At 74.4% G+C, this 16387-nt stretch carries 16 protein-coding genes; 7 read left to right on the forward strand and 9 right to left on the reverse strand.

The window, feature by feature from the left end; all coding sequences use genetic code 11:
• Positions 1-145: 145 nt before the first annotated feature.
• Both QRN23_RS13190 and QRN23_RS13195 read left to right on the forward strand, forming a co-directional pair.
• Positions 146-298 carry a hypothetical protein gene (locus QRN23_RS13190; protein WP_157485223.1) on the forward strand — a complete coding sequence of 51 codons (153 nt, stop codon included), beginning with the start codon at positions 146-148 and terminating at the stop codon, positions 296-298.
• Positions 299-318: 20 nt separating this feature from the next.
• Positions 319-663: a ribonuclease E inhibitor RraB gene (locus tag QRN23_RS13195; protein WP_123570990.1), complete on the forward strand. Its 345-nt coding sequence runs from the start codon at positions 319-321 to the stop codon at positions 661-663.
• 106 nt (positions 664-769) lie between these two features.
• Here the strand turns inward: QRN23_RS13195 and QRN23_RS13200 are convergent, their stop codons facing one another.
• The 4 genes from QRN23_RS13200 to QRN23_RS13215 are packed head-to-tail and all read right to left on the reverse strand — an operon-like array spanning position 770 to position 4598.
• Positions 770-1603, reverse strand: a complete 834-nt coding sequence (locus tag QRN23_RS13200; RefSeq protein WP_285063779.1) for an SDR family NAD(P)-dependent oxidoreductase — start codon at positions 1601-1603, stop codon at positions 770-772.
• Between the two features lie 42 nt (positions 1604-1645).
• Positions 1646-2443, reverse strand: coding sequence for an ABC transporter ATP-binding protein (locus QRN23_RS13205; RefSeq protein WP_056044437.1), 798 nt, complete (start codon positions 2441-2443; stop codon positions 1646-1648).
• Positions 2440-3540 carry a FecCD family ABC transporter permease gene (locus tag QRN23_RS13210; RefSeq protein WP_285063780.1) on the reverse strand — a complete coding sequence of 367 codons (1101 nt, stop codon included), beginning with the start codon at positions 3538-3540 and terminating at the stop codon, positions 2440-2442. The genes QRN23_RS13205 and QRN23_RS13210 overlap by 4 nt, the downstream gene beginning before the upstream one ends.
• Positions 3537-4598, reverse strand: coding sequence for a FecCD family ABC transporter permease (locus QRN23_RS13215; RefSeq protein ID WP_123570988.1), 1062 nt, complete (start codon positions 4596-4598; stop codon positions 3537-3539). Before QRN23_RS13215 ends, QRN23_RS13210 begins: the two co-directional genes overlap by 4 nt.
• A gap of 132 nt (positions 4599-4730) precedes the next feature.
• On the opposite strand from QRN23_RS13215, the gene QRN23_RS13220 reads away from it, so the two are divergent.
• The 4 genes from QRN23_RS13220 (at position 4731) to QRN23_RS13235 (ending at position 8522) form a co-directional block, all read left to right on the forward strand.
• Positions 4731-5729, forward strand: a complete 999-nt coding sequence (locus QRN23_RS13220; RefSeq protein ID WP_285063782.1) for an iron-siderophore ABC transporter substrate-binding protein — start codon at positions 4731-4733, stop codon at positions 5727-5729.
• Between the two features lie 50 nt (positions 5730-5779).
• A complete protein-coding gene (locus tag QRN23_RS13225; RefSeq protein ID WP_043595969.1) occupies positions 5780-6139 on the forward strand; it encodes a hypothetical protein in 360 nt (119 codons plus the stop codon).
• A gap of 77 nt (positions 6140-6216) precedes the next feature.
• Complete coding sequence (locus QRN23_RS13230; protein ID WP_285063783.1) at positions 6217-7569, forward strand: alpha-amylase family glycosyl hydrolase; 1353 nt, start codon at positions 6217-6219, stop codon at positions 7567-7569.
• A 131-nt stretch (positions 7570-7700) separates the two neighbouring features.
• Entirely contained in the window at positions 7701-8522 is an 822-nt protein-coding gene (locus tag QRN23_RS13235) for a hypothetical protein (protein ID WP_277959613.1), read from the forward strand.
• A gap of 110 nt (positions 8523-8632) precedes the next feature.
• On the opposite strand, the gene rlmC is transcribed toward QRN23_RS13235, so the two are convergent.
• The gene (rlmC, locus tag QRN23_RS13240; protein ID WP_285063784.1) at positions 8633-9817 is read right to left on the reverse strand and encodes a 23S rRNA (uracil(747)-C(5))-methyltransferase RlmC; all 1185 of its coding nucleotides are present in this window, start codon (positions 9815-9817) and stop codon (positions 8633-8635) included.
• 67 nt (positions 9818-9884) lie between these two features.
• On the reverse strand, positions 9885-10610 hold the full coding sequence (locus QRN23_RS13245; RefSeq protein ID WP_285063785.1) for a sulfite exporter TauE/SafE family protein: 726 nt from the start codon (positions 10608-10610) through the stop codon (positions 9885-9887).
• A 208-nt stretch (positions 10611-10818) separates the two neighbouring features.
• Between QRN23_RS13245 and QRN23_RS13250 the strand changes: the two genes are divergently transcribed.
• Complete coding sequence (locus tag QRN23_RS13250; RefSeq protein ID WP_285063786.1) at positions 10819-11130, forward strand: hypothetical protein; 312 nt, start codon at positions 10819-10821, stop codon at positions 11128-11130.
• 567 nt (positions 11131-11697) lie between these two features.
• Here QRN23_RS13250 and QRN23_RS13255 read toward each other — a convergent pair.
• From QRN23_RS13255 to QRN23_RS13265, 3 genes are all read right to left on the reverse strand, one after another.
• Positions 11698-12552: a response regulator gene (locus QRN23_RS13255; protein ID WP_285063788.1), complete on the reverse strand. Its 855-nt coding sequence runs from the start codon at positions 12550-12552 to the stop codon at positions 11698-11700.
• Positions 12549-14075 carry a sensor histidine kinase gene (locus QRN23_RS13260; RefSeq protein WP_285063789.1) on the reverse strand — a complete coding sequence of 509 codons (1527 nt, stop codon included), beginning with the start codon at positions 14073-14075 and terminating at the stop codon, positions 12549-12551. The genes QRN23_RS13255 and QRN23_RS13260 overlap by 4 nt, the downstream gene beginning before the upstream one ends.
• Positions 14076-14167: 92 nt before the next feature.
• The gene (locus QRN23_RS13265; protein WP_285063790.1) at positions 14168-16297 is read right to left on the reverse strand and encodes a serine hydrolase domain-containing protein; all 2130 of its coding nucleotides are present in this window, start codon (positions 16295-16297) and stop codon (positions 14168-14170) included.
• Between the last annotated feature and the right edge of the window lie 90 nt (positions 16298-16387).

Below are 16387 nucleotides of genomic sequence, written 5' to 3' on the forward strand. Positions count from 1 at the left end.
GGGCGTGCGGACCGTGCCGGTGGTACGACTAATTGCCCACCGCGGGTGGTCCCGACGCTGGGAGGCGTACCCCGAGGAGGCGCGGGCGGCGGATGCTCAGGAGTCGCGCCTTGTGCCCGCCCCGCCCGCCCGGGAGGATGGGCGGATGGAAACCGTCATCATCGCCCTCATGGTCATCGGGTCGATCGTCGTCATCTTCGGCATCGTCTTCTTCCTGGTCGCGGCGGTGTTGCCCACCCGTGCGCCCCGTGCCGACCGCCGGGGCCGCGGCGGACGTCCCGCCGCCCGCACCCGCTAGTCGGGGTCCGGGGTACGACGATGGACGAGGGACTCGTCGTCCACCTCCAGCGGTGCGCCGCCCAGCTGGTGACCCGCGACGAGCTCCGTGATCGGTTCGACCTCGCACGGACCGTCACGCACGCGGCCGACTTCTCGCGCCGATCGGCTGCCGAACGCGCGGCCGACGAACTCCGCACGGCGGGCTACGACGCGACGGTCACCCGGCACGGTCTGCTGGGGGCAGATCTCCGCGCCAGCCGGGAGGACGCGCTCGACGACGACCGCGCCGTGACCTTCACCCGAGAGGTGTTCGACGTCGTGCAGCGATCCGGCGGTCGGTACGACGGCTGGAGCGCCGAGGTCATCGCCGAAGCCCAGGCCTGACCCGCCTGCACCCGCCTGTGCCCCCGGGTCGCACCACCGAGGTGGTGTCGAACCGCCGATGTGCGTGGTTCGACACCACGTCGGGGGTTCGACATCGCCTCCCGCCCTACGGGACGATCGCGTCGACGTAGCCGCCGTCGACCCGCAGCGCCCCGCCCGTCGTCGCCGAGGCGAAGCGCGAGCTGAGGTAGACGACCATGTTGGCGATCTCCTCCGGCTCGATCAGTCGCTGGATGAGCGACTGCGGTCGGTGCTTCAGCATGAACTCGTGCTGGGCCTCGTCCCAGGGCAGGTCGTCGCCGACGAGCTCGCGCACGAACTCCTCGACGCCACCCGTGTGCGTCGGCCCGGCGATGACGCTGTTGACCGTCACGCCCGAACCGGCGGCCGCCTTCGCGAACCCCCGCGACACCCCGAGCAGGGCCGTCTTCGACACCCCGTAGTGGATCATCTCGACCGGCGTCACGATCGCCGAGTCGCTCGCGATGTACTGCACCCGGCCCCAGCCGCGCTCCATCATGCCGGGCAGGTAGGCCCGCGTCAGGCGCACGGCCGAGAGCACGTTCGTCTCGAAGTAGCGGCGCCACTCGTCGTCGTCGATGCTCAACGCGTCGGCCGAGCCGAAGACGCCGAGGTTGTTCACCAGCACGTCGACCTCGGGGAAGGCCTCGACCGCCGCCTGCGCGCCCGCCTCGGTGGCCAGGTCGGCCGCGAGCGTGACGACCCGCGCCTCCCGGGTCCCGGCGTCGAGGGCCGCGAAGGCGGCGTCGTGGGCCAGCGAGTCGAGGAGGCGCGCTCGGGCCGCCCCCGTGGTCTCCGTCGAGCGTCCGTTCACGATGACGCGGGCCCCGGCGGCGGCGAGCCCCCGGGCGATCGCGAAGCCGATGCCCTGGGTCGAGCCGGTGACGAGTGCGGTGGTGCCGTCGAGTTCGATCTTCATGGGTCCATCCTGCTCGCCGCCGCCCCGGGTGCCCACCCGACCTCAGCGGCGGCGCGGCACGACCATCGGCGACCCGGTCACGGGGTCGGGCACGACGACGCAGGGCAGGTCGAACACGTCGGTGACGAGCTGCTCGGTCAGCACCTCGGCCGGGGTGCCCGTCGCCACGACGTCGCCGTCGGCCATCACGATCAGGTCGGTCGCGTACCGCGCGGCCTGGTTGAGGTCGTGCAGCACCGCGACCACGGTCGTGCCCTGCCCGTGCAGCCGGGCGAAGAGGTCGAGCAGGTCGTACTGGTGGGCGATGTCGAGGTAGGTCGTCGGCTCGTCGAGCAGCAGCACCGGCGTCTGCTGTGCGAGCGCCATCGCGACCCACACCCGCTGGCGCTGGCCGCCCGACAGCTCGTCGACGGGCACGTCGACCAGCTCGGTGAGGTCGGTCTCGGCCAGGGCCGCGTCGACGGCCTCGCGGTCGGTGCCGGTCCACTGCCGGAAGAGCCCCTGGTGCGGGTAGCGGCCCCGGGCGACGAGTTCGGCGACGGTGATGCCGTCGGGCGCGGTCGAGGTCTGGGGCAGCAACCCGACGATGCGCGCCACCTCTTTCGCCGGCACGCCCGCGAGCTCGCGTCCGTCGAGCAGGACCGACCCCGACCGGGGCTTCAGGAGGCGCGCGAAGGCCCTCAGGAGGGTCGACTTCCCGCAGGCGTTCGGCCCGACGATGACGGTGAACGAGCCGTCGCGCACGTCGGCGTCGACGGCCTCGCTCACCGTCCGCCGGTCGTAGGCGAGGTGCGCGCCGCGGGCGACTAGGCGGGAGGGGCGGGTGTCGTCGGCGTTCACGCGGACCTCCGGGATTCCGAGACGAGCAGGGTGATCAGGTAGACCCCGCCGATCACGAGGGTGACGAGGCCGACCGGCACCGGGTTGGCGGCCACGTGCTGGGCGACGAGGTCGGCGACGAGCAGGAGCACCCCGCCGACGAGTCCGCCGGCGACGAGCGGCACCCCGGCCGATCGCACCAGGCGTCGGGCCAGCTGCGGCGCGGCCAGGGCCACGAACGCGATCGGCCCGGTGCTGGCGGTCACCACGGCGGTCAGTGCGACGCCGACGACGACGAGCGCCAGGCGCGACCGCTCGGCGCCGAGGCCGTGCGACCGGGCGGCGTCGTCGCCGAGCTCGAGCTGCCGGAGGGGACGCGACAACCCCATGACCAGCGGGGTCAGCACGACGAGAAGCACCAGCGCCGGGACGAGCTGCTTCCAGCCGACCAGCGCGAGCGAGCCCGCCCCCCAGAACGACGCGGTCAGGGCGACCTCGTTCTGCGCGCGCAGCAGCAACCAGCTGTTGACCGAGTGCAGCAGGGCCGTGACGCCGATGCCCACGATGATCAGCCGCAGCCCGTGCACGCCGCGACGGTAGGCCAGCAGGTAGACGACCAGCGCGGTGACGAGCCCGCCGATCAGGGCGCCGGCCGCCGTGCCGATCGTCGAGGCCGCACCCGACACGATGACGACGATCGCCCCGGTGTAGGCGCCGGTCGAGAAGCCGATCACGTCGGGCGAGCCCAGCGGGTTGCGGGTCAGGGACTGGAAGACGGCGCCCGAGACGCCGAGTGCGGCGCCGAAGACGAGGGCCGCGAGGACGCGCGGCAGCCGCCAGTTCAGCACGATGGTCGAGGCGAACCCGTCGCCGCCGAACAGCGCCCGCACGACCTGGGGCGGGCTGAGCGGGTAGTCGCCGATGCCGAGGGCGACGATCGCGACGACGACGGCCACCACGACCAGCGTCAGCGTCGCCGTGCGTCGCCGCCCGCCGGTCGAGCGCCACGAGCGCAGGAGGCGCGGGCCGACACCCGGGGAGGTCGACGTCGTCCGCGTACCCGACGACGTGCCCGTGCCCCGGGTCGGGCGCGTGTCCGGCCCCGTGCCCCCGGTCACGCGCCACCCACCCGTCGGCGTCGGGCGATCGCGATGAGCACGGGGGCGCCGACGGCGGCCGTGACGAGGCCCGCGGCCAGCTCGCCCGGGGGAGCGACCACGCGGCCGAGGACGTCCGCGAGCAGCAGCAGCACCGGCCCGAGCACGGCCGAGAGGGCGGTGATCCACGGCTGGCTGGGCCCGACGACGCCGCGGGCGGCGTGCGCCACCATGAGCCCCACGAACGCGATGGGCCCGACCACCGCGGTCGCGCCTCCGGCCAGCAGGGTGACGACGACCAACGAGACGACGCGCACGGCCGGCACCGAGACGCCGACCGACGCGGCGTGCTCGTCGCCGAGCGCGACGGCGTCGAGCGGGCGCGAGGCGATCAGGGCGACGACGACCCCGGCCGCGACGAAGGGCAGCACCGTGAGCACGGGCTCCCAGCCGCGGTCGGCGAGCGAGCCGACCTCCCACGCGCGGACGGCGTCGAAACGGCGGGGATCGGCCAGCACGATCGACGAGGTGATGCCCGCGAGCACCGACCCGAGCGCGAGGCCGGCGAGGGTCAGGCGGGCGGGACCACCGCCTCCTCGTCCGGCGCCGCCGATCAGGGCGACGGCGACCGTCGCGAGGCCCGCACCGACGAACGAGAACCAGACCCAGCCGCTCGCCGAGGTGACCCCGGCGAAGCCGACCGCGAGGGCGACGGCGAAGGCGCTGCCCGAGGTGACGCCGAGGATGCCCGGGTCGGCCAGCGGGTTGCGCGTCACGGCCTGCACGACGGCCCCGGCGACCCCGAGCCCGGCGCCGGCCACTATCGCGGCGACCGTCCGCGGCAGGCGGAGGTCGAGCACGGCGGTCGCGTCGGCGGTGTCGCGGCTCGCGGCGCCGGTGAGGATGCGCAGCACCTCGTCGAACGCGACCGGCCGCGCGCCGACGGCGAGGCCCAACACGACGGCGAGGGCCAACAGGGCCAGGGCGGCCACGAGGGCGAGGAGGCGCGTGCGGGTGCGCCGGGAGCCCCGCGTCGGTCGCGGGGCACGGCCGACCGTGAGCGCTCGGGGCATCGCCATGACGATTAGCTTAGGCTACCCTCACTTGGAGTCCGGCCGGGTGGCGCACGTCGCCGTCCAGGCCCGCCCCCCGCACCCGACCTTCCGCCCGACACCACGTCACAGCACCGACGTCACAGCCCTGAGGAACACATGCGCAAGTCACTCTCGATCACCGCCGCCGTCGCGGTCGCCACCCTCGCCCTGGCCGGCTGCTCGGCCGACGCCGACCCGGACGACGCCGCCGGCGGCGGAGCCTCGGGCGGATCGGGCGCGTTCCCCGTCTCGATCGACACGAAGTTCGGCGAGGTCACCATCGACCAGAAGCCGACGCGCGTCGTCGCGCTCGGCTGGGGCGACGCCGAGACGGCGCTCGCGCTGGGCGTGCAACCCGTGGGGGCCTCGGACTGGCTCGCCTTCGGTGACGAGGCCGACGGCGTCGGCCCCTGGGCACAGGGTCTCTACGACCAGGCCCCCGAGATCATCGGCACCCTCGAGCCCTCCTACGAGGCCATCGCGGCCCTCGAGCCCGACGTCATCCTCGACACGAAGAGCTCGGGCGACCAGGAGCGCTACGACCGTCTGTCGAGCATCGCCCCGACCGTGGGCGTGCCCGAGGGAGGCGACAGCTACCTGACCGACTTCGAGGACCAGATGGAGCTCGTCTCGAAGGCTCTCGGTGAAGAGGCCAAGGGTGAGCAGCTCGTCGACGAGAACGAGAAGGCCGTCGAGGCCGTCGCCGACGCCCACCCCGAGTGGAAGGGCAAGACGATCACCGCCGCCACGAAGACCAGCGAGGGCTGGGGTGCCTACGTCGAGGACAGCGAGCGGGTCGAGCAGCTCGAGGAGCTCGGCTTCGAGCAGAACCCCGCCATCTCGGCGCTGTCCCCGAACGCCGGTGGCTTCTCGGTGTCGATCTCGAGCGAGCAGCTCGACCAGATCGACGCGGACGTCATCGTGGCCTTCCCGATCTACATCGACACGACCGAGATCACCGACGACCCGCAGTGGAAGGCCCTGTCGGCGGTGCAGGACGGCCACGCCGTCGTCATCGACGGCGACGTCGCCGCGGCGTACTCGCTCGGTTCGGCGCTCTCGCGCCAGTACGCGCTCGACCAGCTGGTGCCGCTGCTCGAGGGCGCCACGGAGTAGTCGCTGCACCCGTGCGGGCCGAATCGCTGCAGAGGGTGAAAGATGTTCTGGTGACCCACGAGCTGCACGACCTGATGACCCCCGAGAAGAACGTCCAACGCATCATGTGGACCGGCACGATCTGGTTCGTCGCCGCGGTCGGCAGCGTGGCGGTGGCCCTGGGGCTGCTGCTCGCGACCGGCTGGCGTCCCGCCCTCCTCTCGGCCGGGCTCGCGACGTTGTTCTGGGTCGGTGCCGCGCTGGTCGCCCTGAGCGTCGGGCTCATCGGGTGGTCGGGCTGCCCGATCCTCGAGGTCGACGTCCCCACGGCCGACCGCAACAAGACCCGCACGATGCAGGCCGGCACGATGCTGTTCATCGTCGGCGGTGCGGCCGCCCTGCTCGCCGTCCTGCTCGGCCCCGCGAGCTGACGCCGACGCCCCGCGAGCTGAGCCCCGCGAGCTGAGCGGGGGACACCTCACGACCGCCCGTCACTAGGGTGGCGCGAATGAGCGAACACGAGTCCCCGACGACGGCCACCGCCCTGCCGGGCCCCTCCTGGACCGAGCACGTCGTGTGGTGGCACGTGTACCCCCTCGGGTTCGTCGGGGCGGACACGACGGGAGCGGACCGCTCGCCGGCACCGCGCCTCCTCGATCTCGTGCCGTGGCTCGACCACCTGGTGGCCCTCGGCGCCAACGGCCTGGCCCTCGGGCCGGTCTTCGCGTCGTCGACCCACGGTTACGACACCATCGACTGGTTCGCGGTCGACCCGCGCCTCGGCACCGAGGCCGACCTCGTCACCCTGATCGAGGCCGCCCACGCGAAGGGCGTCAAGGTCATGCTCGACGGCGTCTTCAACCACGTCGGCCCCGAGTTCCCCGCGCTGGTCGAGGCACGTCGCGACCCCGACTCGAGCGCCGCCTCCCTGTTCCGGCGCGAGGACGACGGCAGCCTGGGCACCTTCGAGGGGCACGGCGGGCTCATCGCCCTCGACCACTCGTCGCCCGAGGTCGCCCGCACGGTCACGGACGTCCTGACGTACTGGGCCGACCGTGGTGCCGACGCCTGGCGGCTCGACGCCGCCTACTCGGTGCCGTCGTCGTTCTGGGCGACCGTGCTGCCGCCGCTCCGCGAACGGCACCCCGACGTGTACGTCGTGGGCGAGGTGCTGCACGGCGACTACGCGGCGGCCGTCCGTGACGGAGGCCTCGACTCGGTGACCCAGTACGAACTGTGGCAGGGCGCCTGGCACGCCCTGGCCGAGGTCAACCTGTTCGAGCTCGAGTGGGCGCTGCAGCGTCACGACGGGTTCCTCGACGACTTCGTGCCGCTGACCTTCGTCGGCAACCACGACGTCACGCGCATCGCCAGCCAGATCGACGACGACCGCCACCACGCCCACGCGATCGTCCTCCTCTTCACCCTCGGCGGCACGCCCTCGGTCTACTACGGGGACGAGTTCGGCCTGCGGGCCGTCAAGGAGGCGCGGGTCGGCGGCGACGACGCGGTGCGTCCGGCGTTCCCCTCGACGCCTGCCGAGGCTCCGGGTGCCGGCGTCCCGGACGCCCTCCCCGAGGTCCTCGCCCTGCACCAGGAGCTGATCGGCGTGCGACGTCGGCACCCGTGGCTGCACACCGCCCGCAGCCGCACCGTGTCGGTCGCGAACGAGTCGCTCGTGCTCGAGGTCACGGGCGTCGGGGCGGGCCGGTCGCTCGTCGTCGCGCTGAACCTCGGCGACGACGAGCTGCGCGTGACCGACCCGGCCCCGGGCGAGTGGGTGGCCGGTCGGGACGCGGGCCTCGACGGCGACGTCCTGTCGGTGGGGCCGCACGGCTGGGCGGTCGTCGCGCGCGCCTGACCCGGCCCGCACGGCTGGGTGGTCGTCGCGCGCGCCTGACCCGGCCCGCGCCTCCGGGGTCCCTCCGACGCTCGTGGGCATCCCCTGGGAGTCGCGACGAACCCGGGCGGGCCGTCGCTACCGTGCCACGCATGGCTAAGACACGAGAGCTACTCATGACCTCGACCCTCGCCGTCGGTGCGCTGGTCGCCGCCACCGGATGCACCTCCGACCCCGCCGTGACGGCCCCGACCGCCGCGGCGACCGGCGTGCCGAGCGCCCCCGCGACGAGCGCGACCCCCGCCGGTTCCGAACAGGACTCGGCCGAGCAGGCGATCGTCGTCCGCTACCTCGACGCGATCTCGGGCGGCGACACGGCGGCGGCCTGGGCCCTGTTGACCCCCGAGGCGCAGCAGTTCTACGGCGCCGAGCGGACCTTTGCCGAGTACTCGCCGGTGGACGGCACGGTGACGCCCGACGAGGCGTCGGTCCTGGTCGACGCCGACCTGGCCGTGGCCGAGGGGCCCGAGGGCGCGTTCACGCTGGTGAGCGCCACGACCGACGACCTCGCCGACGCCTGGATCGTGCGCGAGACGGCCGACGGCCTGCGCGTCGACGACGCCGGCGTGCCGCCGACCGGCGACTCGGTCTACGAGTGGGACAACCCGGCCGTCGGGGCCGAGGACCAGAGCGCAGGAGGCGCGGTGTACGACACCACGGCCCCCGCGTCGATCTCGTTCGCCAGCCCGTTGAGCCAGGACCAGACCGAGCCGAGCGTCGTCGGCTACCCCGACACGCTCTGGGCCTTCCTCGACGGTCAGCAGCTGCCGTCGATCGAGGCCGTGTCGGCCGGCTCGGGCAAGCGCTTCACGACCGAGGTCGGCGAGTCGAGCGGGGCCGGCCGCGGCCTCACCGTCGTGTGGCAGACGGGCGACGACTCGCTCGGCTGGCGCAGCAGCACCGTCGTGCTCTGAGTTCTGGCCCGGCGGGACGTCCGCCGCGATCCCCGTTCACGAAGACGAACCCCGTTCACGCAGGGTTCATCTTCGTGAACGGGGTTCGTCGTCGGGAGGCGGCGGAGCGCTCAGCGGCGACGCAGCAGGGCCATCGCCTCGAGGTGCGGCGTCTGCGGGAACATGTCGAACACGCGCGCGGCGACCACGTCGAACGACGGCATCGCGTCGAGGTCGCTCGCCAGGGTGACGGGGTTGCAGCTCGAGTAGACGACGTGCTCGACGTCCGACCCCTCGAGCCAGCCGGCCAGCGTCGCCCCGATGCCGCGTCGCGGCGGGTTGACGATCACGAGCTCCGGAGGCGCGGTGCCGGTACCCGAGGGCCCCGCCCCCGCGGATGCGCCCGTCGCGAACCGGGTCGCGTCGTCGGCCGCGAAGCGCACGTGCTCGAGGCCTGCGCGACGGGCGCTGCCCCGGGCGCTGGCCACCGCCTCCTCGCTGGTCTCGATGCCGACGACCTCGCGGTGCGCGTGCCGACTCGAACGGCCGGCGCCCGGGCGCGCGACGTGCAGGGCGAAGCCTCCGACGCCGCAGTAGAGGTCCCACACCGTGGCCGGATCGATCGCGTCGACCCACTCGGCGGCCTGCGCGTAGAGCCCGGCCGCGATCGCCGTGTTCGTCTGGAAGAAGCTCTGGGGGCGCAGCTCGAGGTCGACCCCGCCGAGCTGCATGGTGAGCGTCTCGCGCTCGGTCAGCACGATCTCGTCGGTCCCCTCGAGCACGGCCTTGTGCTCGGGCAGCAGGTTGACCGACACGACCGCGACCCGGGGCAGGGCCTCGAGCAGCCAGGGCAGTTCGGACCGCAGCCGGGGCAGGGCCTGCTCGCTGCGCAGCACGAAGCGCACCATCAGCTCGCCCGAGGGCGACTCGGTCACGTGCACGTACTTCGCCTCGCCGCGGCGACGCGGGACGTCGTAGGGCAGGAGGCGCGCCCGGGTCACGAACGCCGCCAGCGTGGGCAGCGCCTCCTGGATTCCTGACGTGTGCAGCCCGCAGCCGCGCAGGTCGACGCCCTGCCCGCGGCCGTCGAGGATGCCGAGCGTCGGCTCGTCGATCGTGCCGCCGACGACCATCTTCGCCTTGTTGCGGAACCCCGACTCGGGGCCGGTCAGCGTCGGCAGCCAGGCCGAGGGCGCATGGCGCTCGCCGAGGAGGTCGCGGACGCGCGCCTCCTTCTCGGCGACCTGGACCGGGTAGGGGCGGTCGAGGAGCGTGCACGAACGGCACAGCCCCGCGTCGAAGTAGTCGCACTGCATGGCGGGCCGAGTCTAGGCGAGGGGCGTGGGGTGGCGACCCGCGCCTCCTCGGCCGGGTGCGGCCGGGTCAGAGCTGGGTGATGCCGCGTACGAGGGCGAGGGCGCTGCCGACGGCCGCGAGCGTCAGGACGAGGATGCGGCCGACCCGGGCCGGGACGACCTTGCTGAGGTGGTGTCCGACGAAGGCGCCGACGAACAGCAGGCCGAGGGCTCCCGCCCAGACGGGGACCGGCTCGGACGGGATGCCCTTCGTCAGCACCGAGGTCAGGTTGATCGCCAGCAGGAACACCTGGCCGGTGCCGACGAAGACCTCCCGGGGCCAGCGGTCGCTCGTGGCGTGCACCGTCAGCGCCGGACCGCCGACGCCGGCGGTCACGTTCATGAAGCCGCCGAGGGTGCCCGCGGCCACGGCGCCGACGCGGCCGGGCAGGAGGCGCGCGCGGCTCGAGAACGCCATCACGAGCACGCCGACCAGGGCCAGGGCGCCCACCGCGATGGTCAGCGGGCCGGTCGGGGCGGTCTGCACGACCCACGCGCCGATCGGGATCGTCACGAGGGCGGGCAGGACGAGGAGGGCCGCCGTCCGCCACCGCACCGTGCGCCAGGTGCTCGCCAGCACGACCAGCGCGAGCACGGCGGCGAGGGCGTTGCCGACCGAGACGCCGGCCTCGGGGCCGAGCACCACCACGAGGAGGGGTGCGGCGGTCAGCGCGAAGCCGATGCCCGCCATGCGCTGCGTGAGGGCGCCGACCACGATGGCCGCGGCGGCGAGGGCGAGCGTCAGCGGGGTCACGCCGCCACGCTACCCGGCGTGCCGGGCCGGGCTGCGCCGTGCCGGGCTGTGCCGGGCGTGCGTGGCGGGTCGGCATGGCGCCAGGAGATGGTCACAGCGCCAGGACTAGTCGTGGTGCGGTGGCCATCTCGTGGTGCTGTGGGGCTGGGGCTGGGGCTGGGGCTGGGGCTGGGGCAGGGCAGAGGCGCGGCGTCAGTAGGGTGGCGGCATGACCGACTCGTCGAAGACCGTCCAGTTGCGCCGCTACGAGCTCATGGAGGGGGTGCTCGACGACTTCGTCGCGTGGTTCACCTCGACGCTGATCCCGGCTCGGCTGTCCGAGGGCTTCGCGATCGAGTTCGCCTACGCGGACCGTGACGCCAACCAGTTCGTCTGGGCCGTCAGCACGCCCGGCGACGCCGCACGGTTCGCCGAGGTCGAGGCCGCCTACCTGCAGTCCGAGGCGCGGGCCGCGGCGTTCGCCGGCCAGCCCGTGCGGGTGGCGACACAGCACGTCGCGCTGGTCGAGCCGATCGCCTGACCCGACCGCTGCCCCCGTACGACGTCGCCCCCCGGCGATCCGTGAATCGCACCGCCGTCTGAACGTCGCACCGCCGAACTGCGCGGTGCGACGTTCAGCAGGCGGTGCGCTACGGGCGGCCGCCGCGTGGCGGGCGCTGACCGAGCGTCGCACCACGGTCCGCGCATTGCACCACGGCTCGAGAATCGCCGCGTCCGGAGAGTCGCACCGCGGTCTGAGCGTCGCACCGCCGAGGTGGGCGGTGCGATGTTCAGCAGGCGGTGCGACAGGGGCGGCCGCAGCGTGATGGGCCCGGCCCGAGCCTCGCACCACGGCCCGAGCGTCGCACTGCGGCTCGAGAATGGCGGCGGCCCAGGAGTCGCACCGCGGTCTGAGCGTCGCACCGCCGAACTTTGCGGTGCGATGTTCAGCAGGCGGTGCGACAGGGGCTGCCGCCGGGTGAGGAAGAGACGGCGGTGCGGAACGGGCGCCGGCGGACGGAGGCCCGGGCCGCGAGCCCGCGACCCCGAACCCCGAACCCCGAACCCCGAACCCCGAACCCGGGGACCCGGATCGCGGGCCCCGGGCTCAGGGCAGCAGGCCCGAACGGTAGGCCCAGACGACCGTCTGCAGCCGGTCGCGGGTGCCGAGCTTGGTCGTGATGCGGGTGAGGTGCGACTTGACCGTGCTCGTCTCGACCACCAGGCGCTCGCCGATCTCGTCGTTGGACAGCCCCTCGCCGAGCAGGCGGACGAGCTCGCGCTCGCGCTCCGTCAGGACGTCGGGCGACGGCTCGACCGCCGATGCCCGACGGCGTCGGGTGAACTCGGCGATCACCCGCCGCGTGGTGGCACCGTCGATCGCGGCCCGCCCCGATGCGAGTGCCCGCACGGCGCCGACGAACTCGTCGGGCTCGACGTCCTTGAGCACGAACCCGCTCGCACCGGCCTCGAGGGCGCCGAACACGTACTCGTCGAGGTCGAAGGTCGTGGCGACGAGGACCGCGGGGGCGCCCGCCGAGCCGACCCGCGCCTCCTGCCCGTCGGCAGTCCCGAGTCCGGCGCCGCGGCCGCTGCCCCCGGAGCCGCCGCCCTCGAGCCCGCCGCCGTCGAACCCGACGCCGTCGAGCCCGCCCCCATCGAGCCCGCCGCCCTCGAGCCTGCCGCCCTCGAGCCCGCCCCCACCGAGCCTGCCGCCCTCGAGCCCGCCGCCGTCGAACCCGACGCGGGCGTCGACGATCGCCCGCGTCGCCTCGATGCCGTCGCCGCCGGGCATGCGCACGTCCATCACGACGACGTCGGGTCGGGTGCGTCGCACGACGTCGACCGCCTCGCGCCCCCCGGAGGCCTCGCCGACGACCTCGATGCCGCCCGCCGTCTCGAGCACGACCCGGAACCCGGTACGCACGATCGCCTGGTCGTCGACCAGCACGACCCGGATCACTCGGCACCCCCGCCGGTGATCCCCGTGTCCGGCCCCGGCCGGAGCCCCGAGGTGGGCCCCGAGGCGGCCCTGCCGTCGGCCCCGGACGCCGCAGCGGTCGCCGACGGCCCGCCCGCAAAGGCCTCGGCCTCGACCGGCAGCTCGAGTCGCACTCGCCAGCGGCCGTCGGCGGTCGCTCCGGTGTCGAGCCGCCCACCGACCAGGTCGGCCCGTTCACGCATGCCGACCAGCCCGAAGCCGCTGCCCCCCGACGTGTCGTGAACGACGGGCAGGTCGTTCTCGACGACGATCACGAGGGACCCGGCCGTCGCGGTCAGGTGCAGCTCGACCGTCGCCCCCGGCGCGTGCCGACGGGCGTTGACGAGCGCCTCTTGCACGGTGCGGTAGGCCGTGACGTCGGCGAGCGGGGCCAGCGAGGGCAGCGTCCCGTCGACGTGCGACGCGACGACGGCCCCGGAGGCGCGGGCCTGGTCGACGAGGTCGGCCACGTCGCCGAGACCGGGGACCGGCACGGTGCCGCTCGGTCCGTCGCCGGTCTCGCGGAGGATGCCCACGATCGACCGCAGCGCGTCGAGGGTCTCGCGGCCCTGGGCCCGGACGCTGCGGAGGGACTCCTTGGCGCGCTCGGGGTCGCCGTCGACGAGGCGTTCGGCGGCACCGGCCTGCACCACGAGCCCGGTGAGGTGGTGCGCGGCGACGTCGTGCAGCTCACGGGCCATGCGGGTGCGCTCGGCGGCGACCGCGGCCCGGGTGAGCGCCGCCTGGTGCTCGACGCTCTCGGCCGCGCGGGCCCGCGCGTCGCGGTCGTGGGCGCGGCGCAGGGCCACCCACGAGCCGACGGCGGCGCTCACGCCGTTGATCAGCACGGCGCTGGCCACGAGGGCGAGCGCCTCGACCACGACGCCGACCTCGCCGAGCCCGGCGGGGGCGCCCAGCTGGTCCTTGACGATCGCCGACGCCCCGACGGCGGCACCGACGGCCTCGATGCCCACGGCGGCGAGCACCGCCCCGACGACGTCCCGGGTCGGCCGCAGGGTGGCGACCGTGTAGGCCGTGACGACGGGGGCGGCCGTCCACAGGGCGAGGCCGGTCGGCAGCACGGTGAGCAGGGCGGCCTGCAGGACGGCGACCGCGAGCAGGGCCGTGACGGGGCGGACGCGCCGGAGTGCCAGGGGCACGTGCTGGACGAGTGCCAGCACGATCACGGCGACGATCTGGGCGGACGGGATGCTGCGGTTCGCCCCGTAGAACTCGCCCGCGGCCAGCAGCGTGGCGAGGAAGGCCACCGTGACGAGCGCCCAGACGACGGCGAGGGCGACGTCGCGGCCGAGCACCGTGTGCACGCCCAGCCGGTCGAGGACGCGGCGCACCGTCGCCATCCCGGGCCCAGCCGAACCGGCCTGCCCGGCCTGCCCGGCCTGCCCGGCCTGCCCGGCCTGCCCGGCCGAACCGGCCTGCCCGGCCGAACCGGCCTGGCCGCGCGGACCGCCCGGAGCGGGCGAGGTGTCGGGGGTCGTGGTCACCGTCCGAGCATGCCAGGTGCCGTGGGCGTCTCGGCCCCGGGCCGACGACGGCTGTGCACCGTCGGCCCGGGTGTCGCGCTGGGGGCGGGTCATCAGAAGCTCACGCTCGGGGCGATGAGGCGGAAGCCGAAGGCGAAGCCGGCGAGCACGACGAGCGACGCGAGGACGAGCACGCGTCCGGTCACCACGGCCCAGCCGCGACGGTCGCGCACGGCCCGCCAGGCGACCAGGGCGGCCGGCACGATCGCGACGACGCCGAGCAGCTGCAGCCCCTGGAGGACCCGCAGGGTGACGGCCGACACCTCGGCGAACGACATGGCCTGCACCGCGACGACCGCCCAGCCGACGAGGGCCAGCAGCGTCGACGCCTGTCCCAGACGCGACAGCAACAGGGTGCGGTCGCGGCGACGCGGGGTGGTGGTCGCCGACCCCGTCGACAGGCCGGCCCGGAGGTCCCGACGTCGGCGTCCGACACCGGCGAGGGCGGTGGCCGGCCAGACGATCATCGAGGCGAGCAGCACCACGACGGCCAGGACCACGCTCGGCAGCACGGCCGACGCCGCCTGCCAGGGCTGCGCCCGCAGCATGGTGAAGGAGGCGCCCCACGAGATCGCCTCGACGGTCGAGTCCCCGTCGGTGTCGGTGGTCCGCGTCGCGAGCAGGGCGTCTCCGCCGACCTCTCGCCACAGGTCGGTCCCGACCTTCTCGTAGACGCCGGTGGTCACGCCGAGGGGTTTCGGGGTGACGGCGACCGTGCCGTCCGAACGGGGGACGATCGTGGTCTGACCGCTCAGGGCGAGCAGGGCGCCGGGGTTGGTGACGGGGGAGCGCGACGAGAGGTACGTGCCGGCGAGGTCGGCGGCCACGGGACCGTCGGAGGCGTCGCCGTCGACCGTGCCCGCGCCTCCTCGGCTGTCCGTGTCGGCCGTGCCGACGGTCGCCGCGTCACGCAGGTACCGGTCGGCGAACCCCTGCAGCACCGTGGTGCGCAGGTCGAGGGAGGCCGTGGCCGATCGTCCGCTGCCGTTCATGCTGAGGAAGATCCCGGTGTCGTGCTCGGGGAACATCCGCATCGCCGAGTGGAAGACCTGCGTGTCGCCGTCGTGGCCGAAGGCGGCCAGGCCGGGCGTGCTGTCGTCGAAGAACGCGAGGTCCATGCGCTGGCCGGCCACGAGCGTGCCGAGGTCGTCGGCGCCGAGGGCGGGACGGTGCATCTCGGCGAGCGTGTCGGGCTGCAGCAGCGCCTGGTCGTCCGGCAGGTCGCCCAGCTGGGCGAGCATGAAGCGGGCCATGTCGGTCGCGGTGGCCGACATCGCACCGGCCGGGGCCGCGTTGACGACCTCGGTGGCGACGGCGGGCTTCGAGTCGTCCGGGTAGCCGTGCGCCAGGCGGGCGTCGAGGTCGGCGGGAAGCGGCTGGGCGAACGACGACGAGGTCATGCCCGCACGGTCGAAGACGTCCTGCTGCAGCAGGTCGGCGAACGGGACGCCGCTGACGCGCTCGGCGACGTACCCGGCCAGGGTGGCTCCGTAGTTGGAGTACGCCGGGGTGGTGCCGGGCGTGAACACCTGGGCGGGAGGCGCCTCCGAGACGGCCTCGCGCAGCGTCTTCTCGCTGCCGGGCGTGCCGATCAGCCCCGCGATGACCTCCTCGAAGCCGGCCGTGTGGGTGAGCAGGTGCCGCAGGGTGACGGCGCCCTTCGGGGTGTCGAGGTCGAAGTCGAGGTACTGCTGCACGTCGGCGTCGAGGTCGAGGTCGCCCTTCTCGACGAGCTGCATGATCGCGGTGGCCGAGACCACCTTCGACACCGAGCCGACGCGGAACAGCGTGCGCTCGGGGTCGACCGCCTCGGCGGGCGTCTCGCCGGTTCCCGTGTCGGCCATGCCGTAGCCGCGGGCGGTCAGCACCTTCCCGTCGGCGACGACCGACACGGTCGCCCCCGGGATGCCGGTCGTCTGCAGCGCCGATCCGACGGCGCCGTCGAGCCACGTGTCGACGTCGTCCTTGGTGAGCGAGTGACCGCCGGGCTGGTGCTGAGGCGGAGCAGGAGGCGCGGGGTCGGCGGTCGCGCCCGTCGCCCCGGACGCGCACCCGGCGAGCGTGACGCCCAGGGCGACGACGGCCGCGGCGGCGGCGAGACGGGTCGTGCGGGTCGTGCGGACGAGGAGGCGCGGGTGGCGCCGGCGGGACGGAGGGGCTTCTCGGGTCGGTGTCGTGATCATGCCTCTACGCTCGCGGCTGCGCCGCGGCCGCACCGGGTGCGGGAGTCGGGACCTGCCGTACGACTTTCGTCGTACGCCGGACGTCGGTGG

The organism is Frigoribacterium sp. ME-P-080 (assembly GCF_030209595.1).
GTDB lineage: Bacteria > Actinomycetota > Actinomycetes > Actinomycetales > Microbacteriaceae > Frigoribacterium.

Coding starts and splice junctions, on each gene's coding strand:
- QRN23_RS13190 (WP_157485223.1), top strand. CDS start 146: ATGGAAACCGTCATCATCGCCCTCATGGTCATCGGGTCGATCGTCGTC.
- QRN23_RS13195 (WP_123570990.1), top strand. CDS start 319: ATGGACGAGGGACTCGTCGTCCACCTCCAGCGGTGCGCCGCCCAGCTG.
- QRN23_RS13200 (WP_285063779.1), bottom strand. CDS start 1,603: ATGAAGATCGAACTCGACGGCACCACCGCACTCGTCACCGGCTCGACC.
- QRN23_RS13215 (WP_123570988.1), bottom strand. CDS start 4,598: ATGGCGATGCCCCGAGCGCTCACGGTCGGCCGTGCCCCGCGACCGACG.
- QRN23_RS13220 (WP_285063782.1), top strand. CDS start 4,731: ATGCGCAAGTCACTCTCGATCACCGCCGCCGTCGCGGTCGCCACCCTC.
- QRN23_RS13230 (WP_285063783.1), top strand. CDS start 6,217: ATGAGCGAACACGAGTCCCCGACGACGGCCACCGCCCTGCCGGGCCCC.
- QRN23_RS13235 (WP_277959613.1), top strand. CDS start 7,701: ATGGCTAAGACACGAGAGCTACTCATGACCTCGACCCTCGCCGTCGGT.
- rlmC (WP_285063784.1), bottom strand. CDS start 9,817: ATGCAGTGCGACTACTTCGACGCGGGGCTGTGCCGTTCGTGCACGCTC.
- QRN23_RS13250 (WP_285063786.1), top strand. CDS start 10,819: ATGACCGACTCGTCGAAGACCGTCCAGTTGCGCCGCTACGAGCTCATG.
- QRN23_RS13265 (WP_285063790.1), bottom strand. CDS start 16,297: ATGATCACGACACCGACCCGAGAAGCCCCTCCGTCCCGCCGGCGCCAC.